This is a genomic window from Microbacterium sp. CGR1 (genome assembly GCF_001266755.1).
Lineage (GTDB): Bacteria > Actinomycetota > Actinomycetes > Actinomycetales > Microbacteriaceae > Microbacterium.
Window position 1 is genome coordinate 1820667 of the sequence record NZ_CP012299.1, and the last position, 19585, is coordinate 1840251.

The window sequence follows — 19585 nt, forward strand, 5'->3', positions numbered from 1 at the left end:
CCACGTACGAAGGAGAAGATCATGGCAACACCTGCAACCATCACCGTCCACAACAACTCGAGCATGTGGTACTCGCTCGCGAATGCCAGCAACCTCTACATCGTCTTCGCTGACGGTGACGGGAACCTGCATGCCGTACCGAACCGTTGAGTCGTTTCGACGCGCGCTGGGAGGGAGGCACTGATGGCCGCTGAAGAGTACAGGTTCGAGTATGGAGGCGCGCCTCTCAACATCGCCATCGACTTGGCGCCAGGCGCCCCCACGACCACTGCTGCACCAAACCTGCGGGTTGTGCAGGGTTCCTGGAAGACCTGGCGCCTCGAGGCAGATCTCACCAAGCCGGGTCTCGAGGGTATCCGCCTCATGAAGAGCGTGTCATCCAGTGGCGGGCAGCACCCGAACGGCAACCTCTCGCCAGCGCAGAGTGTGACGAACGGCTACATGGTGATGATCACGAACGCGGGCAACCTGTACCAGATCGCCGCCGGATGGGGCGTCGCATCGCGGTTCTACACGACCGAGGAGTGGAGCGCGCAGCTCACCCAGTGGGCTGCGGAACTCGCCGGTTGAATAGGCCGCGTGAGCGTCGGACGGCGAGCAGTTGGACGCAGCGTCTTGTCCGCGGACCAGACCTGAGAGTGCATAGAGATTTGACCTGATCGCTGAGGTATCCTAAGGTCTGTACAACGTAGCTGAATCTGTATCCAAAATGATTCGTTATCGTACTGCCCAGTATTACTGGGGAACTAGATGGGGTGATCACGTGGCTTCCGAGTCGCTCAGTTCTGCGTACGTTCTCACGAACGACGCTGTTGCGCAACTCGCCGCGATGGCTGGAGGGGAGAGCGCGCCCTCGTCGACCCCCGGGTTCACTAGCCGGTACGCCGGCAGCAGCTCAGAACGCCTGTCGGCGCTTCAGGAGCTAGTCAAGCACCGCACGCGTTGACCGCGCAGACACCTGCTCTGATCCCTTACCGGGTCTTCTCACTTGCAGAACTTGAGTCGTTTGCTGAGATCAGAGAACAGGTACACGCAAGCCTGGCGGCGTTCGACTGTGAGCGATCGTCCCACCTGCAGGATTTTGCCCGCGGCAAGGTTCACAACTGGGAAAGCCACGGCCACAGCCGCACCTACGTGCTCGTAACCGTTGATGATGAGCGCGCCTATGACGTCGCGGCATTTTTCACGATCGGCATGGCAACTCTGGACCTCAGAGAAGCAAGCAAGACTCTGCGAACGCGACTGTCGGGGAACATTCCAATCGAGCAAACCGGTGCGTTCAGCATCGCCGAGCTCGCGCGCCATGACCGATATTCACGTGAGCAGCTTCCTGGCACGGTTCTTCTTGACGAAGCCAAGACGATCGTGAAGCTGGCGCGAGGGTTGATCGGTGGACGTTTCCTAGTTGTGGACGCACAACGAAGCGTTTTCGACGCGCTGTACGCGCCCGCCGGTTTCAAGGAGATCAGACTAGCTGCATCCCCTGCTGGCATGGAAGAAGCTGAGTTCATTACAGCCTGCTGCGTGATCAAGGACTGGTAGTCGGCCATGAGCCTCCGGTGATAACCTTCACCTTCGCAGCGCATCGTTGGATCTATCGAGGCGCACCCGCGGCTCGCGCTTCGGCGACTGTGGCGCCCAGTTTCGAGTCAGACACTCGCCCGCCGAGCCATCCGAGAAGCAGATCCGGTGCCGCTCGGAGGTCGAGCTTGTTCCCATTTCTCGTGATCAGCAGCGTGTATTGGAGCACCTCGGGGGTAACCCGCTCGTCCGGGAGAGAAGCAATAAACGCCACCCTCGCTTGGGCGATCCGATCGAACGTGCCCGGGCCTTCGTTCCATATGCACTGAAGGAAATCGACGGCAGCCTGCCTCTGCGCGTCGCGCTCTGCAAGAGCCCGATCCGCGCGGGCGCGACGCGTTTGCTGCCAGGCCTGACCAAAAACCTGCCCGACCGTTGCAACTGTGCCACTCAGAACAACGAGACCGCCGGTAACTAACGCAACCCACACCGCTTCAGACATACCGCCGATCGTAACCGGAGCCTGGGATCGGTGGCCCGGGTTACAGTGATCGCGTGAACGAATGGTCGATCGTGTTGGATGTTGCACGCCTACTCGTCGCCGCGGGGATCGGGATCGGAAGCGCGCAGCTTGCCCTGCATTTCGAACGCAGACGAGTCGACCGCGCCGCAGATGCGGACTGGACCCTGACGCCCGTCGCCGAGCAGGTAGCGAAACGTAGCAAGGTACGCGCGTGGGTTCTCAAGAACGCGGGTACTCGCACCGCCACGGATGTCGCGCTGAACGTCACGGGTTCCGAACTGATACGCGATCCCGACAGTGCCGACTTGTTCCGACCAGGTGAGGCCGAAATGATTTTCCTCGATCAGCTTCCTTCGGGGTCGCTCAAGCTTCGAATCTCGTGGACCAACCATCGCGGAGAGCAACGCGAGACGACGCGGCTGCTCGAGATCGTGTACTGAGCCCCCACCGGCTCAGCGGTATGTGATTTTCCATGGATCGGAAGGCAATGAGTCGACCCATGACTTCAGCGCTTCCGGCGTGAATAGAGGTTTGGTGCCGGCGTAGCTCGCAACTAGGTCATGCCGCCTCACGGCCGCGCGAATAAGGGTCGTGCTGACCCCCGTCGCCGTGGCCGCTTCCTGCAACGTGTAGGCGATCTTCTGGGCGCCAAGAGCGTTCGTCACCTCATCGTGGATGATCGACCGCAGTTCATTCGCTGAGAAGGCCATTCTGACGGCACCGGGGTCGGGTTGCTCACCGGGCTCAGGCGTCGGAGGGTAGGCGCGCGGCACGTCTGGGTGCTCGTGTAGGTACACCTCGAGCTGTGACCACTTGCACGGCAACTTCGCTCTCGTCGTCCAGAGCTCGACCACAGCGGGGTCGTCCACGAGGCGGATTCGAATGTTCGCGTCGTAGTGGTGGCCGGGATTGAGAATCAGCGCGCGCACGGGTGGATGCGTCGTCCCCGGTCGGTAGGCCCAATACTCACCGGTCTGAATCCCAAGCTCTCCACCGATCGGCATGAGCACACGCTAGCTCTTGATGTCAGCAAATGCCGACACGATTTCTGAGTAACGTGCCGTTCATGGATCTTCACAAGGCAGTTGCGGGAGCCGTCCGAGCCGAGCTGGCCCGAGCGAACAAGAAACCGGCCGACCTGATGGCTGCGCTGGGCGTGAGCCGTCCGACCGTCGCAGGGCGATTGTCTGGTGCCTACGCCTTCACGATGCCCGAGCTCGACAAGGTAGCTGAGTGTCTCGGCCTCACCACTCAGGACATCATGCTGTCGGCCGCACTGACAGAGCGCTTTGGTGCGGATCGAGCGGACGAGATCACCCCGCTAGCGCCACCGAAGGCTGACGCATGGGCTCAGCCGCCTGGATCGTTCCGGCGACGAAGCCAGGCCACAGTCCGCAAGTAGTCCGCAAACCCCACCGTTCACCACCTCTTCCGCCAATCACCCGCAACACCTCTTCCCAGATAGCGCAACGCAGACCGTAGCGGCCAGCAACCTCCAACCACCTGAGCGCCGTTCATCAACTACCGCTGATCCCACAACGCAGGGGACGGATGCCGCCGCATCCGTCCCCTTTTCTGTGCCCTCGGATCCCATTCCGATATATGGGTCGGAGTGACCGAGACTGGATGCAGTCGCGTCCCGACGCGACAGACGATGCGGCGATGCATGACGCGCTGCCGAACCACGGTTCCGCGCTTCGCGGATCGCGGTTCCCGCCTTGTGGGGACTGGGCGCAGTTCAGCTCCGTGCACGCCATCGTCTGTGGTCGGCGAGTGTCCCAACACTCGCCGACCACAGAATCACCCGTACTCAATCCTGCGACGACGCGACGACGACAAGCGCCTGCGTGATCGTCGGAAAACTCGTCTGTGGATTATTGGCATCGCGATCCACTTCGTGATGTAGTGGCCGTCCGGGCACATCATGGGGAGCCCGGATCTGGAAAGCAACTGGGGGCAGTCCATGAACACCAACAACTCGATGACGAGTATTCGAGAAAGCAAGCAGCTCTTGGCGGAGGAGGTGTTTCAGCACATCGGCGCGCAGATCGTCGACGGTGTGCTGGAGCCGGGGTATCGCATCCGCGATGTCGACGTCGCCGAAGAACTGCATGTGTCACGGACTCCGGTGCGAGAGGCGTTACAGCGTCTCGAGCGTCTCGGGCTCGTGACGATGTACCCGAGCAGATACACCGAGGTCACCGCCGTCACGGCAGAGACCGTCGAGCAGACGCTCGAGTTCGCGGGGTATCAGGCGGGGATGGCCGCGCGGATGGGCGTCGCGCGGATGAGCCAGCAGGACCGCGAGAGTCTCGCCGCACTGGTCGAGGAGATGTACACGGCGCTCGATGACGACGTGCACATCTCCAACACACGGTGGGCGGTGTTCTCGTTCCTCAGCGCGCGCAGTCGTAACGCGCAGCACCAGGTGCTGATCAACGACGCGAGCATGGCTCTCTTCCGCAATCTCCGCGGCTGGAGCGTGCCCGAGAACGACCGCGAGCGCATGCTCCAGGTCTACCGGGACTTCCACGACGCGGTGCTGCGCGGCGATGCCGACGAGGCCGAGCAGCAGGCACGTCTGATGCATTACGTCTGACCACTGGGTCGGACACTGCGCCTGATCACTGTCGGCGCGCGGCCGTCCAGCCTCTGACCCATCGGTCGAGGCGGCGATACGCTTCCTCTCTGGCCCCATGCCGCGAGAGGAAGACGTCGTGCAGGGCTCCGTCGATGCGCTCGACAGTGACAGACGGACCGAGCTTCAGCGACGCCCGCGCGATGTCGTCGACGACCAAGACCGAGTCTGCTCGGGTGAGGTCCTCCGACCATCGCGTGGGCGTCGCTGAGCGCGCGGACAGCAGCACGCACACGGGCGCGTCGATCGTCAGCCCCGCCGCGACCTTGGCGTGTCCGGTGAGTATCGCGTGGAACCACCCCGCGTGGACGGCCATCGTCTGCGCCGGACGCCAGAGGAGGTTCACCTCGACCGGATCGTCGGGGTCGGCGACCTCCTGCTGCGCGCGGGTGTAGAAGCCGAGATCGACCTGCGGCGCGACCTCCCGAGGAGCCCACCTGGCCTGCAGCTCGGCGACCGGAGCGATGAGCGGGCGGGCGGAAGCGACCTGGAACTCGAGCCAGGGGCTGTTCAGGATCACGGCATCCGCCGTCTCGGGGTGCCGCGACGCCCACAGGCTCAGGGTGAGTCCGCCGGTCGAGTGGCCGAGCAGCACGAGCCGCCGGGGGGATGCCGCGGCTCCAGTCCCGTGCCCCATCGCGGACAGAGCCGCGGCGATGTCCTCGTCGTACGCGACGAGGTCGGTGATGTAGCCGGGAGTCTGCCCATCGCGCAGACTCCGGCCGTACTTGCGCAGGTCGAGCGCGAAGAAGCGCGCCCCGCGAGACGTCCAGAATCGAGCGAGCCGCTTCTGGAAGAAGTAATCCGACCAGCCGTGCACATAGAGCACGTCGACATCGTCCAGCGGGAGGCTCTGCCCGCGCAGCCGGTCCCACCAGGGCCGGTCCCGCGGCACCGCACGCACGAGCGTGGCGACGAGCGGTCCCTCATCGTCCTCGCCGAGCTCGAGCGTGAGCTGCTCGAACTCGTCGCCGAGGACGTCCGGTATCCACTCAGGCATGCCGCCAGGCTATCGAAACGGTGTCGACTACTGGGGAGCGGTGTGTCCGACCGTGAGGCTGCGCACGACCTGCTGCGCGAGCGGTGCCGGATCAGCGGCCCCGGCTCCGTTGTCGAAGGTCACCAGCCGGATCCAGTCCGGACCGACTCGCACGTCGACGATCCTCTCGCCGTTCGCACCCGTGCTCGCCGTGGCGGCATCGGCTCCCTCGAGTTCGACGGGGTCGCCGTCGATCTTCTCGAACGCCCATGCCCCGGCGGGAAGTGTCGTGAGCATCAGATAGCTGGATCCTTCGTACTCACTCCCGGCCGACTTGAAATAGCAGATGCGCGATCCGTTGACGACCTCGTACACCTCCGCTGGGATGCCCCAGCCGCCGAAGTCCGAGAAGAGCGCGGCATCCGTCACTCCGAATTCGGCATTCACCTGCTCCGGTGTGATGAAGCGCTCGCACGGCGCACCGACGATGTCGCTCTCGACGTAGTCGACGTCGCGCAGGCTCGCAGCCGCCGAGGCGGCGATCCGACGCAGCGCCTCTTCGATCGGAGCGGTGTCATCCGCTCCGAGATCGGGGTCGACGACGGTGGCCGACAGCAGCACGTCTCCGTCGGGAAGCTCGAAGCCGCAGCGCCCGTCCTCGCAACTCGCCTGCTCACCCCAGAAGCCCTGACGCTCGGTCGCGCCGGCGATCACAGCCCGAGCATCCGGCACGATCGTGACTTCCCAGCTGCGCTCCGTGTCGCCCGCGGAGCACGCGATTCCTCCTGCGCGCTGGAACATGTACTGCCCGGGGCCTGGCAGCCAGCCCATCGCTGACACCAGCGACAGCGCCGGTGCGACCGGCGTCGACGGCTCCCCCACGAGTTCGGCCATGGTGGCGGCGACGTCGTCGCACGTCACATCGAACGCCGCCGCCGGTTCGACGATGGACGCCGGCGTCGGGGACGGTGTGCCGGTCGACGACGCCGTCGCAGACGGCGACCCTGATGGCTTCGGCTCGGCGGCCGGCTCGGCAGTGCACCCTGACACCAGCAGCAGAGCGGCGGTGCCGAGGACGATCAGGGATCGCAGTCGCATCCCTTCACCCTACGGATGCCGCCCCGCAGGCGCACCGGGTGCCGACAACAACGATCCGGTGTCGGTCACTCTCCGCGGGAGACGCGCACCATCTCGTCACGCGGCACGACCTTGACGCGCGCGCGCTCGTGCGGCGCACCGAGAGCGACCTCATGTTCGTCGAGCCGATGCCAGCCTTCGAGGTCGGTCCACTTCACACCGCGCTCGAGCAGCAGGGCGGGGATCGCCTCTTCAGACGGGTCCTCCGGGTGCCACCACGAGCCCTGGTCGTTGATGATGTGCCGCACGGTCTCCATGGCATCCGACTTGGTGTGGCCGATCAGGCCCACCGGTCCGCGCTTGATCCACCCTGTCGCGTAGATGCCGGGCATCTGCTGGTTCGAGTCCTTGGCGAGCACCTGGCCCTCGCGGTTGGGGATGACGCCGTGCTTCTTGTCGAACGGAACGCCCGGAAGCGGCGAGCCGAAGTAGCCGATGGCGCGGTAGAGCGCCTGCAGCGGAACCTCGCGCATCTCGCCCGTGCCCACGGCTCCGCCCTGTCCGTCGGGCTTCGTGCGCTCGTAGACGAGGGCCGCGACGCGACCGGCGTCGTCCTTGCGGACCTCGACCGGGCGGGCCCAGAAGTGCAGGTGCAGACGACGCGATGCCGTGCCTCCCGCATTGTTGACCGAGTCGCGCTTGCGCCACGACTGCAGGATGCGGTCGATCACCATGACCTGCTTGTTGCTGGCCACCGCGTCTTTCGACGCCTCGTCGTAGTCGAAGTCCTCGTCGTAGACGACCATGTCGACGTCACGCAGCTCGCCGAGCTCACGCAGCTCGAGCGGGGTGAACTTGACCTGAGCGGGTCCGCGGCGTCCGAACACGTGCACATCGGTGACGGCGCTCGCCTTGAGACCCTCGTAGACGTTCTCCGGCACCTCGGTGACGAGCAGGTCTTCGGCGTGCTTCGCCAGCATGCGGGCGACGTCGAGAGCGACGTTGCCATTGCCCAGCACACCGACCGATGCGGCGTCGAGCGGCCACTCGCGCGGCACATCGGGGTGGCCGTCGAACCAGCTCACGTAGTCTGCTGCCCCGTAGGCGCCGACCGCGTCGATACCGGGGATGTCGAGCGTCGTGTCACGGATCGCGCCGGTGGCGAAGATGACCGCGTTGTAGTGCTTCTTCAGGTCGTCGAGGGTGATGTCCTCGCCGAACCGCACGTTGCCGAACAGCCGGATGTCACCGCGGTCGAGCACATCGCGCAGCGCGTTGACGATGCCCTTGATGCGCGGGTGGTCGGGTGCGACGCCGTAGCGGACCAGGCCGTAGGGGGCGGGGAGCTGCTCGAAGAGATCGATGGAGACGTCGAACTTGCGCTCGGCCTTCAGCAGGATGTCTGCTGCGTAGATGCCGGCGGGGCCCGCTCCGACGATGGCCAGTCTGAGCTTGGTCATAAGGGGTCCTTTCGTATGCCGTCACGCCCGGCGCACGCGGCCGAGGGCCGCGATGCGATCAGCTGGAGCGTTCGACGAGGGTCTCTGCGAAACGAGTGAGCGCTTCGCGCACGGTGCCACGCGGGAGCGGGGCGAGCGCGTCGATCGCATCCTGAGTCCAGGAGTGCGCGAGCGCGAGGGTCTTCTGCGTTCCGACGTGGTCGCGGAGCTCGGTCAGCGGTCCGTCGAGGATCGCGGGGTCGGCCCCTTCGGCGATGCGCGCCACCCCGTCGTCGATGCGAGCGGCGAGACCGATCGAGGCATCATCGGCCTCGGCCTTCAGCAGCAGGTACGGCATCGTCGGAACCCCGGCCCGCAGGTCGGTGCCCGGCACCTTGCCGGTGTCCTCGGGCTTCGCCGACAGGTCGATCACGTCGTCGAGCAGCTGGAAGGCGACGCCGATCTTCTCGCCGTACACGCGCAGCGGCTCTTCGTACTCCGACGGTGCGTTGGAGAAGATCACGCCGCCCTGCGTCGCCGCGGCGATGAGAGAGCCGGTCTTGTCGGCCAGCACCTGCAGGTAGAACTCGATGGGATCATCGTCGGGCTGAGCGCCGATCGTCTCGTGCATCTGTCCGAGGACGAGGCGCTCGAAGGTGTCGGCCTGCAGCCTGATGGCCCGCTCGCCCAGGCGCGACATCAGCTGGCTCGCACGGGAGAAGAGGATGTCGCCGGTCAGGATCGCGATGTTGTTGCCCCACACGGTCTGCGCCGCGGGCACTCCACGACGGCGATCCGCACCGTCCATGACGTCGTCGTGATACAGCGAGCCGAGATGGGTGATCTCGAGCGCCTTCGCGACATCGATCACCTGATCGGTGTTGCCGTCGCCGAGCTGGGCCGCGAGCAGCGTCAGCACGGGGCGGATGCGCTTGCCCCCCGCCTCGTACAGATAGCGGCTGGCGGCATCGGCGAGCGGATCGGCCACACGCACGTCGTCGGCAAGACCGGTCTCGACGAGCTCGAGCCCGTCTTCGATCGCCTGCGCGATGCGTCGACCGGCGGTGCCGATGAAGACACGGTCGCTGAAACCGAGACGGCTCGCCAGTCGCGAACCCGGGGCTACGCGGCTCGAAGTCACGGTCTCAGCCTACCGTCGTCAGCTGGGCGGGTACGCGCGTCGCATTCACGCGGGCTTGAACGCCCGGTGCAGCGCGACGATCCCGAACGAGAGGTTGCGGTATTCGACCTCGGTCCACCCGGCCTCGCGGATCCACGCGGCGAGCTTCTTCTGGTCGGGCCAGTCACGGATCGACTCGTTCAGGTAGTCGTAGGCGTCGCCGTTGGTGCCGGCGACGCGAGCCACCCGAGGAAGCACCTGCGAGTTGTAGAACCGGTACGCGGCGCGGAAGACCGAGCCCGGCGGGGTCGAGAACTCGTTGATCACCAGACGACCGCCCGGCTTCGTGACGCGCAGCAGCTCACGCAGCGCCTTCTTCGGGTCGTTGACGTTGCGCAGCGCGTACGACATGGTGACGGCGTCGAACTCGCCGTCGTCGAACGGCAGATCGGTGGCATCCGCCTGCACGAACGAGAGATTGCGGATGCTGCCGTGGCGGCGCTGCCCCTCGGCGAGCATGCCCGGCGAGAAGTCGGCGGCGACGACCTGCGCACCGCTGCGGGCGAGGGATGCCGACGAGGACGCGGTGCCCGCGCCGAGGTCGAGGATCTTCTCCCCCGGCTTCGGGGCGACGGCCCTCGTCGTGGCCGCGCGCCAGAGCGCGTCGTTGCCGATCGTCATCGCCGTATTCGTCCGGTCGTAGCCCGCGGCGACCTGGTCGAACATGCCGCTGACGCGGGCGGGGTCCTTGCCGAGATCGGCGCGGTTGGCTTCGTTCGAGGTCACACGCCCAGTCTAGGCGCGAGGTGCAGCGCGTCGAGGCGGTCGAGCCAGAGATCCGGCGTGGCATCGTCGAAAGGGGCGATGCGCTCTCGCACCCGCCGCTCGAGATCGAGGGCCAGAGCCTCGAGTCCGGCCATGATCTCGGCGGGGTATCCGTAGCTCACGCTGTGCTCGGCCCACTCGTCGCGGTCGTCGACCCATGTGCCGCGCGGACCCTCGACCCGCACGACGTCGAGGTCCATGTCGATGCCGACGGCGAGGAGCGGGTCGTCCGACCAGCGCACCTCCCATCCGATGTCGATGTAGATCCGCATGCCCTTCGGGTGGTCACGGTTCACGGTCAGGGCGAAGTCGGACCGCCTCGGCACGAGCGTGACATTGGGGGCCTCGGCGATGTAGCCCGCGCCCGGTCGAGCGCTCGACCAGCCGACGGGCTGGCCGAGCCAGTCGCCCCATTCGTCGGCGCCGAGGTACACGCACTCATGACGCCAGTGCGGAGACCCGTCCCACTTGCGCCACTGGAAGATCATCTCGGTGCCGGGTGCGGGGCGGACGTCGCTCATGCACTCAGCGTAGGCGTGGCCTGTCACATCCCGGTCGACGGGTGACGAACTAGGCTGGAGGGGTGAGCAGCAGGCTGGTCGTGGAGACCCGTGAGATCGATCCGGTCGAGGATCTCCTGGCCTACGCCGACCCGTCGCGGCCTCTCGCCTGGCTGCGCCGCGGCGACGGCATCGTCGCCGTCGGCGACGCCATCGTCGAGACGGTCCGCATCCCCGCCGGCGCAGCGGCCCTGCGATCCGCTGCGATCGCTCGGGCATGGCGAGAGCTCGCGCAGGATGCCGAGATCGACGACGAGCTCGGGCTCCCCGGCTCCGGACTGGTCGCCTTCGGTGCGCTGACCTTCGACGAGGACTCCGCCGCCGACAGCATCCTCGTCGTGCCGGCGCTCGTGATCGGTCGACACCACGGGCGCACCTGGATCACCCGCATCCGCTCGTCCTCGGCGTCGGCACCCGCGCCCGCGCCGCGGCCCACTGCAACCGAGCCGCGGCCAGAAGCGGCGACGATCGCCTACGGCCCGCACTGGGCCGGCACCGTCGGCCCCGGTGCCCAGAGCCCGCAGGGCTATCAGGACTCGGTGCGGCAGGCACTCGAACGCATCGCCGCCGGCGAGCTCAGCAAGGTCGTACTCGCACGCGACCTCACCGGCAGCATCCCGGCCGGTTCCGACCTGCGCCGGCTCGTGCGCGCGCTGTCGACCGGATACCCCGACACGTGGGCGTTCGCTGTCGACGGGCTGATCGGCGCGAGTCCCGAGACCCTCGTCACCGTGCAGCAGCGCACCGTCACCGCCCGCGTGCTCGCCGGAACGATCGGTCGCGGAGCCGACGCGGATGCCGACACCGTCGCATCCAGCCACCTGGCCTCCAGCACCAAGGACCTCGACGAGCACGAGTACGCGGTGCAGAGCGTGCTGGCCTCGCTGCGTCCGCACACCCGCGCACTGGCGGCGAGCGAGCAGCCGTTCCTGCTCAAGCTGCCGAACCTCTTCCACCTGGCGACCGACGTCGAGGGCGAGCTGGCCGATGGCGGCTCGTCACTCGACCTGGTCGGCGCCCTGCATCCGACCGCCGCCGTGGCCGGCACCCCGACGTCTGCGGCGATCGCGGCGATCCGCGAGCTCGAGCCGTTCGACCGCGGGCGGTATGCCGGTCCGGTGGGATGGGTCGACGCGGCCGGCAACGGCGAGTGGGCCATCGCGCTGCGCTGCGCGCAGTTCACCCCCGCCGAGACCGACATCGCCGTCACCGCGTACGCGGGCGCAGGCATCGTCGCAGGATCCGACCCCGAGTCCGAGCTGCTCGAGACCCGGGTCAAGTTCCGTCCGCTGGTCGACGCGCTCGCCTGACCCGCGCCCGGACCGCCCGCGGTCAACTCGCCGCGAGCCGCTCCTTCTCCGCGTCGACATCGAAGTCGGCCGCCGGCCACTGCGGATCGATCCGCTGCAGCGCGTCGAGCAGCAGCTCCTGCACGGCGAGGCGGGCGAACCACTTGTGGTTCGCCGGGATCACATGCCACGGAGCCGCCTCGGTCGAGGTGCGCTCGAACATGATCTGATACGCCGCCATGTAGTCGTCCCACAGCAGTCGCTCGTCGACATCGCCCGGGTTGTACTTCCAGTGCTTGTCGGGTCGCTCGAGCCGCTCCATCAGTCTCGACTTCTGCTCGTCCGGCGAGATGTGCAGCATGACCTTGACGATGCGCGTGCCCGATGCGGCGACCGCGGCCTCGAACTCGTTGATCGCGTCGTACCGGCGCTCGATCTCGTCCGCCGGGGCCAGCGAACGCACCCGACCGATCAGCACGTCCTCGTAGTGCGAGCGGTCGAAGACGCCGATGAACCCGGGCTCCGGGAGGCGCCTGGACACGCGCCACAGGAAGTCGTGCTCGAGCTCTTCGTCGGTCGGCGCCTTGAACGCCGTGAGTGCGACGCCCTGCGGATCGACCCCGCCGACCACGTGGCGCACGATGCCTCCCTTGCCCGCGGAGTCCATCGCCTGCAGGATCAGCAGCACCGAGTCCTTCGCCACGCCGACGCGGCTCTCGGCGAAGAGCCGCTCCTGCAGCTGATTGAGCTCGTCGAGGCCCGCCTCGAGATCGCGCTTGCCGTCGGCTTTCGCGCCGCTGTAGCCAGGTGTGCTCTGCGGATCGAGGTCGGAGAGGCGGAATCCGTCGCCGACCTGGAGGGCCTTGGCCCACTCATGCGCTGTCATGCGTTCATCCTGCCACTGCGCATCCGCAGCGGAGGCGAAGATCCTCAGCGGGACAGCGGGATTTCGATCAGCTGACGGCCACCGGCCGGGGTGGTGAGGGCCTGGTCGAGTGCCGTGCGGGTCGTCACGCGCTGGTACTCCCATCCGTAGGCGAGTGCCAGCTGCTCGAGCCGCACGGCATGGGGCGTGTAGAACGCGCGATCGAGATCGGCCCGATCCGCCGTGCCCGCGACCTCGAGGCCGTCGAAGATCGTGCCGCCGCCGTCGTTGCCCACGATGACCTGGATGCGAGGCTCGTGCTCGTCGGGCGGGAGCAGCAGGGCGCCGACATCGTGCAGGAAAGTCAGATCGCCGAGCAGCACGCGGGTGACCCCGGGCGCTCCCCCGGCCTGACTGGCGAGCGCGATGCCCGTGGCGGTGGCGATCGTGCCGTCGATACCCGCGAGCCCGCGGTTGGCGTGCACCGGGACCTTCTTGCCACCGAGCACCGCATCGGCCACCCGCACGAGCCGCGACGAGCCGAAGACGAGTCGATCGTGCGGCCAGGTCGCCCGCCAGACGGCGTCGGCGAGCAGCTCACGGTCGAGCGGCCGGCGCACCGCCGCCAGCTCAGCCTTCACCGCGTCGCGCCGCGCCGACGGATCGGTCGACGTGAGACCGTCCTGGTCGGGCGCCCGCTCGCTGAGATCGACGGCGTGAGCCGCGGATGCCGTGAGCCACGCACCGAGCCACTCGCGGTCGGCGACGCCGGGTGCGACCGACACGGACGCAGCGGCCGTCGTGCGGCCGTTGAGATCGAGAGCCTCGCCGCCACGTCGGACGGCGATCACGTCGACACCCGGCCGCGACAGCAGGCGAGCCGCCTCACGACTGAGGGTCGGGTGCCCGAGCACGACGGCGCGCTCGATGCGACCGCCCAGCTCGTCGTCGCGCAGCAGCGCACGATAGCCGTGCACGACCTGGCGGCCGAAGCGTGCACCGCTGACGATCTCGGCGATCAACGGCCAGGATCCGGCGTGCGCGATCTCTTCGGCATCCGGTCCCGCGTCGGCGCCGGCGATGACGACCGTGCGCGGCCCCCGCTCGAGCAGGAGCGCTTCTGCCGCCACCGGTCTGGGCACGTCGCCCGGCACGATGTCGACGGTCGGGACGTCGCCCGACAGCGGCTCGCGCGACGGCAGGTTCAGGTGCACGGGGCCGGCGACACCGGCCAGACCGTGGGTGGCATCCGCGCCCGTCGCCGCGGCGACGGCGCGCATCGCGAGACCCGCCCAGTCACCGTCGCCCGGCACGGGGGCATCGATCTGCTCGCGCACCCAGGAGGCGAACATGCCCGGCTGGATGGTGGCCTGATTGGCTCCCACTCCGCGCAGCTCGGGCGGCCGATCGGCCGTCAGGAGCAGCAGCGGCACCCCCGAGTGGAAGGCCTCCATCGCTGCGGGAAGGAGGTTGGCGGCAGCGGTCCCCGAAGTGCAGAGCACCGCCGCGGGCACACCCGTCTCACGCGAGAGACCGAGCGCGGTGAATCCTGCGACCCTCTCGTCGATGCGCACGTGCAGACGCAGCTGCCCCTGATTCGCGGCATGCACCGCGGCGAGCGCGAGCGCCTGAGATCGAGACCCCGGCGAGAGCACGAGATCGCGCACGCCGTGGCCGATCAGGTCGGCGATCAGGGATGCCGCAGCATCCGTCGCGGGCGATGAGGTCACGGACGCGCGTCCGGCGCCGTACCGTCCGGTGCGGCTCCGTCGTCGGTCTCGTCCTCGAGACGAGCGAGCTCCTCCTCGAGACGGCGGATGCGCGCATCCTGCTCGCTCTTGCTGATGCTGCGGAGGAACTGGGGGTCGTCGTCGGGCGCGATGATCGTGATCGCTCCGCCGTTGTCGTTCGCGCGGCGTCGGCCGATCGTGAACCAGAGGATGCCCCCGATGACCGGGATGAGGATGACGATGGCGATCCAGGCGGCCTTGGGCACGCCCCGGTGTCGCGTCGGCGGCTGCACTGCGCAGTCGACGATGCTGTACACCCAGAATATGGCGGCCAGGAAGCCGCCAACGATCAACAGTCTCGCCACCCCTCCAGTGTAGGCGGGTCTGTGACGCGTGGATCTGCCTGGGCGCTCAGCGCGGGCGCCGATGCCCGATTGTTAGACTGCGCGGACCATGCCTCCCCCGTCGATGCCACTGCGTCACCAGGGCGTCGAGCGGATGCTGATCCTCCGGGTCGGTCTCGCCCTCGGCCTCGCCCTGCTGCTCGTCATCGGCGCGTGGTCGGCGTCGCACGGCAAGGCGGATGCGCACACGACGCTGTGCCTCGCTCCGGGCGCGAACGTCGCGTCGGTCACCGCGCACCACGACGAGACGAGCGTGGTCGAGTCCGCTCCGTCGGACGACGCCGGGATCGTCATGGTCGCGGCGCTCTGCTGCGTCCTCCTCGTGCTGCTCTCGTTGCGCTCCGTCAGAGGCGCGCCGCTGATCGGTCGCGCTGCGGCGGTGCGTGCATCGGCTCCGAGCCGCGCCGGTCCTCGTCTGCACGTCCCCGCACTCACCCTCGCTCAGCTCTCGGTCTCCCGCACCTGAATCAGGCACGCCGCTCGTCGGCGACCCCGGCCGCGCTCGTCGCGGCTCACTCACCCTGCCTGATCCGAACCGTTGGAGAACCCATGAAGACCCCTGCCAAGGTGGCCCTGATCACCGTCGCCGCCGCGATCGTCCTCGCGATCGTCGGCGTCGCCTACGCCCTGTCGCAGCGCCCCGCAGAACCCCTGCCGCCCGAGGGCGAGAAGCGGCAGACCGTCCGCACCGACTCGCACGTCCTCGACGACGGAGGACCGGACGCCGTCACCGTCGTCGAGTTCCTCGACTTCGAATGCGAGGCCTGCGGAGCGTTCTATCCGATCGTCGAAGACCTGCGCGAGAAGTATTCGGGCGAGATCACCTACGTCGTGCGGTACTTCCCTCTGCCCGGTCACATCAACTCGACGCAGGCCGCTCTCGCCGCCGAAGCCGCGGCACAGCAGGACCGCTTCGAGGACATGTACCACCGCCTCTTCGAGACGCAGGCCCAGTGGGGCGAGAAGTCCGAGGAGACGCCCGAGGTGTTCCGGGGAATCGCGGCCGAGCTCGGACTCGACATGGCCGCCTACGATGCGGCGATCACCGACCCGGCGACGCTCGATCGCGTGCAGGCCGACAGGAGCGACGGCGAGCGGCTCGGAGTGCGCAGCACCCCCAGCTTCTTCATCGACGGCGAGCCCGTGGTGCTGGAGGCGTGGGGGGACCTCGAAGCGGCTCTGGAGAAGGCCGTGGAGCAGTAGCCCGCAGAGCCGTCGTCAGAGGAGTCCTCGGGCGAGGAGCGCCTCCTGGTACGCGCCCGCCTTCGCGCTGACGACCTGACGGCAGGCGATCAGCGTCTCGATCTGCGCGTCGAGAGAGCGCTCGTGCGCGCGCAGCAGGGCGAGACGCTCGGCCTCGTTGCCGCTGCCGGCGCGCACGAGGGCGGCGTACTCACGCAGCATGGCGATGGGGGCGCCGGATTCGCGCAGTCGCGCCAGCAGCGCGAGCCACGCGAGCGAGTCGTGGGCGTAGACCCTCCGACCGCCGGAGGTGCGCGGCACGTCGCGAGGGAAGAGCCCTTCTGCCTCGTACCAGCGCAGCGTGTGCACGCTCACGCCGGCCAGACGGGCGAGCTCTCCGATGCTGAACGTGCGCGTCGTGTCGATCACATCCTCCACGAGGACTCCTCCTTGACTTCGAGTGCACTCTAGATCGTACGGTCGGAGCATGACAGATGCACTCCACCCTCTCGACATGATCGCCCGTCAGCAGCCCCTCACCTCGGAGTTCGGCTATCGCTCCACTGCGGCCGAGGTGATCGCCGGGGTCGACCTCTCGGGCAAGACCGCGATCGTCTCGGGAGGATACTCGGGACTCGGACTCGAGACGGTGCGTGCGCTCGCGAATGCCGGAGTGCGCGTGATCGTGCCTGCGCGTCGCATCGACGCCGCCGAGGAGGCGCTCGCAGGGATCGACGCGGTCGACATCCGCAGCGCCGACCTCGGCGACCTCGACTCGGTGGCAGCGTTCACCGAGACCGTCCGTCGCGACGGACGCCCGATCGATCTCGTGCTCGATGTCGCCGGCATCATGGCCACCCCGTTCGGTCACACCGCGCAGGGCTTCGAGTCGCAGTTCGGCACCAACCACCTCGGCCACTTCGCCCTGGTCAACGGAGTGGCCGACCTGCTGCCGGAGGGCGCTCGCGTCGTCTCCTACTCCTCGGGAGGGCACTTCCGCTCCCCCGTGCGATTCGAGGACATCGACTTCGAGACGACGCCCTACGACCCGTGGGTCGCATACGGGCAGTCGAAGACGGCGAACGCGCTGTTCGCCGTCGGGCTGGCCCGTCGTGGCGCGGCCCGCGGCATCCTCGCCTTCTCGGTGCACCCGGGCGGGATCATGACCGACCTGCAGCGGCACGTGCCCCGCGAGGAGCTGATCTCGCGCGGCTGGATCGACGAGGACGGAACGCCGAACCCGCGCTTCAAGACTCCGGCAGAGGGGGCGTCGACGGGTCTCTGGGCCGCGACGGCTCCCGAGCTGATCGATCGCAGCGGCGCATACTGCGAGGACTGCTCGATCAAGGGCATCGTCCCGCCCGAGCACACGGACATGACGACCGGCGGCGTGAAGCACTGGGCGATCGATCCCGAGGCCGCCGAGCGGCTGTGGGCGCTCTCGGTCACCGCGACGGGAGTCGACGGCTTCGCCTGAGCGGCGGCCCGCGTCGGGCGGCTTCCGTCAGTCGGCGGCGAGACGGAGGATGCGGTCGTCGCCGGGCGAGGGGCTTCCGCGTCCGTCGTCGGTATTGTTCGTGAGCAACCAGAGCATGCCGTCCGGTCCGGCGACGACGTCGCGCAGCCGGCCGAGCTCCCCGACGAACCGCTCGGTGCCGGAGGTCAGGTCATCGAGTGGCACGACGCGCAGCCGCTCGCCGCGGAGCGTGGCGATCGCGATGTCCGCGCCGACGACAGCGATGCCGCTCGGGCTCGCCTCGTCGGGCCTCCACTGCTGCACGGGATCGATGTGCTCGTCGTCATCGGCGATCCCCTCGACCTCGGGCCAGCCGTAGTCGCCGCCGGCCTCGATGACGTTGAGCTCGTCCCAGGTGTCCTGTCCGAACTCGCTCGCATACATCGTGCCCTTGGCATCCCAGGCGATGCCCTGCGGATTGCGGTGTCCGTAGCTGTAGACGGGCGACTGATCGAACGGGTTGTCGGGGGGCACCTCACCCGCGGGAGTGAGGCGCAGGATCTTGCCCGACAGCGCGTCGAGATCCTGCGCACTGTCGCGGTCGCCGGCATCGCCCGTCGTGACGTAGAGCATCCCGTCAGGGCCGAACGCGATGCGCCCGCCGTTGTGATTTCCCGCGGCGGGGATGCCGTCGACCACAGTGGTGGCGGGTCCGAGCGACAGCGCACCGGCGTCTCCGACGATCGGCCGCCGCTCGACCCGGTTCTCGTCGTCGGCGGTGACGTACGTGTAGAGCTCGCCGTCGTGCACCGCGAGCCCGAGCAGGCCTCCCTCGCCACCCGGCGAGACCCCGTCGATCACGTCGACCTCGCGCGCCTCGCCGTCCTCGGCGATCTCGAGCACGCGGGCGGTGTCGCGCTCGCTCACCAGGGGCACGTCGCCGTGGAATGCGATCGACCAGGGGACGTCGAGATCCTCCGTGAACGACTCCGCCCCCGACGCCGACGTCGACGTCGGCTGCGCCACACAGGCAGCGAGCAGGGCGACGCTCGCCGTGATCGACGCGATGGATGCGCGCCGACGTGTCGTCGAGGAGCGATCGGATCGGTGCGCGGACATGACTCCATCCAACGCGGAATCGACGCCGAGCGACAGCGTCGACCGGGTGTGCGTGCCGATGAACCCATTTCGGAGAGTCGGATGCAGGAGCACAATACCGATATGAACGAGGGCGCTTCCGTGGAGCAGCCCGTGCCTGCGGAGGGGCCGGCAGGGCCGCACGACGATGTCGCGCCGCCACGGACGAGCGGGGAGTCGGATGCGGTGCTGGGCCGCCGTGCGCAGCTTCTCGCCACCGAGCACTGGGGGCTTCTCGCCGCCCGCAGCACCGCGCAGAGCGAGGTGCTGTCGCGCATCACGATCTTCCTGACCCTCGTCTCCGCCGGACTCGTGACCATCGGACTGCTGGGGCAGGCGTCGGACTTCGGCGGGTGGTTCGGCGGCGCGTCACTCGCGATCCTCGCGTTCCTCGCGGTCATCGGCTTCATGACCCAGGTGCGCGTGATGAACGTGTCGGAGGAGGACATGATGTACGTCGTCGCGATGAACCGCATCCGCGGCGCGTACGTCGACCTGGATCCGGAGGTCGCCGATGTCTTCCTCGCCTCGCCGCACGACGATGAACCGGGGATGAAGCGCACGTACTCGTTCCTCCGTCCCCGTCGCCTGAGCATCCTGCTCGGCAGCTCGGTCATGCTGCTGATCGTCGTGAACGCCTGCGTCGTGGGGATGCTGGTCGGCTCGGCCGTGATCGCGGGTGGCGGCGCTTTCGCCGGGGCGATCGCGCTCGGCATCGTCGCCGGACTGGTGCTCGCCGCCGGCTTCATGACGTTCGGCGGCGTCGGCTACCGCTGGGCGTGGAGCCATCACGCGCCACGACGTTCCACTCCGGAAGGCGACGGTCGGTCGCTACGCTGA

Annotated in this window: 23 protein-coding genes; 11 read left to right on the forward strand and 12 right to left on the reverse strand. The window is 68.0% G+C overall.

Features of this window, described 5'->3' with window-relative positions:
- Window positions 1–21: 21 nt before the first annotated feature.
- The 4 genes from AKG07_RS18180 (at window position 22) to AKG07_RS08820 (ending at window position 2484) form a co-directional block, all read left to right on the forward strand.
- Window positions 22–150 carry a hypothetical protein gene (locus AKG07_RS18180; protein ID WP_256381359.1) on the forward strand — a complete coding sequence of 43 codons (129 nt, stop codon included), beginning with the start codon at window positions 22–24 and terminating at the stop codon, window positions 148–150.
- A 33-nt stretch (window positions 151–183) separates the two neighbouring features.
- The gene (locus tag AKG07_RS08805; protein WP_053097525.1) at window positions 184–570 is read left to right on the forward strand and encodes a hypothetical protein; all 387 of its coding nucleotides are present in this window, start codon (window positions 184–186) and stop codon (window positions 568–570) included.
- Between the two features lie 372 nt (window positions 571–942).
- Window positions 943–1542 carry a hypothetical protein gene (locus tag AKG07_RS08810; RefSeq protein ID WP_053097526.1) on the forward strand — a complete coding sequence of 200 codons (600 nt, stop codon included), beginning with the start codon at window positions 943–945 and terminating at the stop codon, window positions 1540–1542.
- Between the two features lie 534 nt (window positions 1543–2076).
- Window positions 2077–2484: a hypothetical protein gene (locus AKG07_RS08820; protein WP_053097528.1), complete on the forward strand. Its 408-nt coding sequence runs from the start codon at window positions 2077–2079 to the stop codon at window positions 2482–2484.
- Between the two features lie 12 nt (window positions 2485–2496).
- Here AKG07_RS08820 and AKG07_RS08825 read toward each other — a convergent pair whose 3' ends face one another.
- Complete coding sequence (locus tag AKG07_RS08825; RefSeq protein WP_150115104.1) at window positions 2497–3048, reverse strand: helix-turn-helix domain-containing protein; 552 nt, start codon at window positions 3046–3048, stop codon at window positions 2497–2499.
- A 62-nt stretch (window positions 3049–3110) separates the two neighbouring features.
- On the opposite strand from AKG07_RS08825, the gene AKG07_RS08830 reads away from it, so the two are divergent.
- Together AKG07_RS08830 and AKG07_RS08835 are read left to right on the forward strand one after the other, a co-directional pair.
- Window positions 3111–3446 (forward strand): helix-turn-helix domain-containing protein, encoded by a 336-nt coding sequence (locus AKG07_RS08830; RefSeq protein ID WP_171821936.1) that lies wholly within the window; start codon window positions 3111–3113, stop codon window positions 3444–3446.
- A 561-nt stretch (window positions 3447–4007) separates the two neighbouring features.
- Complete coding sequence (locus tag AKG07_RS08835; protein WP_053097531.1) at window positions 4008–4643, forward strand: GntR family transcriptional regulator; 636 nt, start codon at window positions 4008–4010, stop codon at window positions 4641–4643.
- 25 nt (window positions 4644–4668) lie between these two features.
- On the opposite strand, the gene AKG07_RS08840 is transcribed toward AKG07_RS08835, so the two are convergent.
- The 6 genes from AKG07_RS08840 to AKG07_RS08865 form a co-directional block, all read right to left on the reverse strand.
- Window positions 4669–5682 (reverse strand): alpha/beta hydrolase, encoded by a 1014-nt coding sequence (locus AKG07_RS08840; protein WP_053097532.1) that lies wholly within the window; start codon window positions 5680–5682, stop codon window positions 4669–4671.
- A gap of 27 nt (window positions 5683–5709) precedes the next feature.
- The gene (locus AKG07_RS08845; RefSeq protein WP_053097533.1) at window positions 5710–6759 is read right to left on the reverse strand and encodes a hypothetical protein; all 1050 of its coding nucleotides are present in this window, start codon (window positions 6757–6759) and stop codon (window positions 5710–5712) included.
- Window positions 6760–6824: 65 nt separating this feature from the next.
- On the reverse strand, window positions 6825–8198 hold the full coding sequence (locus tag AKG07_RS08850) for an FAD-dependent oxidoreductase (RefSeq protein ID WP_053097534.1): 1374 nt from the start codon (window positions 8196–8198) through the stop codon (window positions 6825–6827).
- Window positions 8199–8256: 58 nt separating this feature from the next.
- Window positions 8257–9318, reverse strand: a complete 1062-nt coding sequence (locus AKG07_RS08855; RefSeq protein ID WP_053097535.1) for a polyprenyl synthetase family protein — start codon at window positions 9316–9318, stop codon at window positions 8257–8259.
- A gap of 45 nt (window positions 9319–9363) precedes the next feature.
- Window positions 9364–10023 carry a ubiquinone/menaquinone biosynthesis methyltransferase gene (locus AKG07_RS08860; RefSeq protein ID WP_233277355.1) on the reverse strand — a complete coding sequence of 220 codons (660 nt, stop codon included), beginning with the start codon at window positions 10021–10023 and terminating at the stop codon, window positions 9364–9366.
- Between the two features lie 56 nt (window positions 10024–10079).
- Window positions 10080–10643, reverse strand: coding sequence for a hypothetical protein (locus AKG07_RS08865; RefSeq protein ID WP_053097537.1), 564 nt, complete (start codon window positions 10641–10643; stop codon window positions 10080–10082).
- 62 nt (window positions 10644–10705) lie between these two features.
- Between AKG07_RS08865 and AKG07_RS08870 the strand changes: the two genes are divergently transcribed.
- On the forward strand, window positions 10706–11992 hold the full coding sequence (locus AKG07_RS08870; protein ID WP_053097538.1) for an isochorismate synthase: 1287 nt from the start codon (window positions 10706–10708) through the stop codon (window positions 11990–11992).
- Window positions 11993–12014: 22 nt separating this feature from the next.
- Here AKG07_RS08870 and AKG07_RS08875 read toward each other — a convergent pair whose 3' ends face one another.
- Genes AKG07_RS08875 through AKG07_RS08885 form a run of 3 tightly spaced genes read right to left on the reverse strand, consistent with a single transcriptional unit; the run spans window position 12015 to window position 14931 of the window.
- The gene (locus tag AKG07_RS08875; RefSeq protein WP_053097539.1) at window positions 12015–12857 is read right to left on the reverse strand and encodes a polyphosphate kinase 2 family protein; all 843 of its coding nucleotides are present in this window, start codon (window positions 12855–12857) and stop codon (window positions 12015–12017) included.
- A gap of 44 nt (window positions 12858–12901) precedes the next feature.
- The gene (gene menD, locus AKG07_RS08880) at window positions 12902–14566 is read right to left on the reverse strand and encodes a 2-succinyl-5-enolpyruvyl-6-hydroxy-3-cyclohexene-1-carboxylic-acid synthase (RefSeq protein WP_053097540.1); all 1665 of its coding nucleotides are present in this window, start codon (window positions 14564–14566) and stop codon (window positions 12902–12904) included.
- Window positions 14563–14931, reverse strand: coding sequence for a PLD nuclease N-terminal domain-containing protein (locus AKG07_RS08885; protein WP_053097541.1), 369 nt, complete (start codon window positions 14929–14931; stop codon window positions 14563–14565). Before AKG07_RS08885 ends, menD begins: the two co-directional genes overlap by 4 nt.
- Before the next feature lie 88 nt (window positions 14932–15019).
- Between AKG07_RS08885 and AKG07_RS08890 the strand changes: the two genes are divergently transcribed.
- A complete protein-coding gene (locus AKG07_RS08890) occupies window positions 15020–15436 on the forward strand; it encodes a hypothetical protein (RefSeq protein WP_233277234.1) in 417 nt (138 codons plus the stop codon).
- An 83-nt stretch (window positions 15437–15519) separates the two neighbouring features.
- Window positions 15520–16173: a DsbA family protein gene (locus AKG07_RS08895; protein ID WP_053097543.1), complete on the forward strand. Its 654-nt coding sequence runs from the start codon at window positions 15520–15522 to the stop codon at window positions 16171–16173.
- A gap of 15 nt (window positions 16174–16188) precedes the next feature.
- Here AKG07_RS08895 and AKG07_RS08900 read toward each other — a convergent pair whose 3' ends face one another.
- Window positions 16189–16590, reverse strand: coding sequence for a MerR family transcriptional regulator (locus tag AKG07_RS08900; RefSeq protein ID WP_053097544.1), 402 nt, complete (start codon window positions 16588–16590; stop codon window positions 16189–16191).
- Between the two features lie 49 nt (window positions 16591–16639).
- Here AKG07_RS08900 and AKG07_RS08905 point away from each other — a divergent pair, with 49 nt between their 5' ends.
- Window positions 16640–17629: an oxidoreductase gene (locus AKG07_RS08905; RefSeq protein ID WP_150115105.1), complete on the forward strand. Its 990-nt coding sequence runs from the start codon at window positions 16640–16642 to the stop codon at window positions 17627–17629.
- A gap of 27 nt (window positions 17630–17656) precedes the next feature.
- Here the strand turns inward: AKG07_RS08905 and AKG07_RS08910 are convergent, their stop codons facing one another.
- Window positions 17657–18727 carry a PQQ-dependent sugar dehydrogenase gene (locus AKG07_RS08910; protein WP_082298038.1) on the reverse strand — a complete coding sequence of 357 codons (1071 nt, stop codon included), beginning with the start codon at window positions 18725–18727 and terminating at the stop codon, window positions 17657–17659.
- Between the two features lie 102 nt (window positions 18728–18829).
- Here AKG07_RS08910 and AKG07_RS08915 point away from each other — a divergent pair, with 102 nt between their 5' ends.
- Window positions 18830–19585, forward strand: coding sequence for a hypothetical protein (locus tag AKG07_RS08915; RefSeq protein WP_150115106.1), 756 nt, complete (start codon window positions 18830–18832; stop codon window positions 19583–19585).

Bases quoted from the DNA above. Each gene is read 5' to 3' on its own strand.
- AKG07_RS18180 (WP_256381359.1), top strand. From the start codon at position 22: ATGGCAACACCTGCAACCATCACCGTCCACAACAACTCGAGCATGTGG.
- AKG07_RS08805 (WP_053097525.1), top strand. From the start codon at position 184: ATGGCCGCTGAAGAGTACAGGTTCGAGTATGGAGGCGCGCCTCTCAAC.
- AKG07_RS08825 (WP_150115104.1), bottom strand. From the start codon at position 3,048: ATGCCGATCGGTGGAGAGCTTGGGATTCAGACCGGTGAGTATTGGGCC.
- AKG07_RS08830 (WP_171821936.1), top strand. From the start codon at position 3,111: ATGGATCTTCACAAGGCAGTTGCGGGAGCCGTCCGAGCCGAGCTGGCC.
- AKG07_RS08835 (WP_053097531.1), top strand. From the start codon at position 4,008: ATGAACACCAACAACTCGATGACGAGTATTCGAGAAAGCAAGCAGCTC.
- AKG07_RS08840 (WP_053097532.1), bottom strand. From the start codon at position 5,682: ATGCCTGAGTGGATACCGGACGTCCTCGGCGACGAGTTCGAGCAGCTC.
- AKG07_RS08845 (WP_053097533.1), bottom strand. From the start codon at position 6,759: ATGCGACTGCGATCCCTGATCGTCCTCGGCACCGCCGCTCTGCTGCTG.
- AKG07_RS08850 (WP_053097534.1), bottom strand. From the start codon at position 8,198: ATGACCAAGCTCAGACTGGCCATCGTCGGAGCGGGCCCCGCCGGCATC.
- AKG07_RS08860 (WP_233277355.1), bottom strand. From the start codon at position 10,023: ATGTTCGACCAGGTCGCCGCGGGCTACGACCGGACGAATACGGCGATG.
- AKG07_RS08865 (WP_053097537.1), bottom strand. From the start codon at position 10,643: ATGAGCGACGTCCGCCCCGCACCCGGCACCGAGATGATCTTCCAGTGG.
- AKG07_RS08875 (WP_053097539.1), bottom strand. From the start codon at position 12,857: ATGACAGCGCATGAGTGGGCCAAGGCCCTCCAGGTCGGCGACGGATTC.
- AKG07_RS08890 (WP_233277234.1), top strand. From the start codon at position 15,020: ATGCCTCCCCCGTCGATGCCACTGCGTCACCAGGGCGTCGAGCGGATG.
- AKG07_RS08895 (WP_053097543.1), top strand. From the start codon at position 15,520: ATGAAGACCCCTGCCAAGGTGGCCCTGATCACCGTCGCCGCCGCGATC.
- AKG07_RS08905 (WP_150115105.1), top strand. From the start codon at position 16,640: ATGACAGATGCACTCCACCCTCTCGACATGATCGCCCGTCAGCAGCCC.
- AKG07_RS08910 (WP_082298038.1), bottom strand. From the start codon at position 18,727: ATGTCCGCGCACCGATCCGATCGCTCCTCGACGACACGTCGGCGCGCA.
- AKG07_RS08915 (WP_150115106.1), top strand. From the start codon at position 18,830: ATGAACGAGGGCGCTTCCGTGGAGCAGCCCGTGCCTGCGGAGGGGCCG.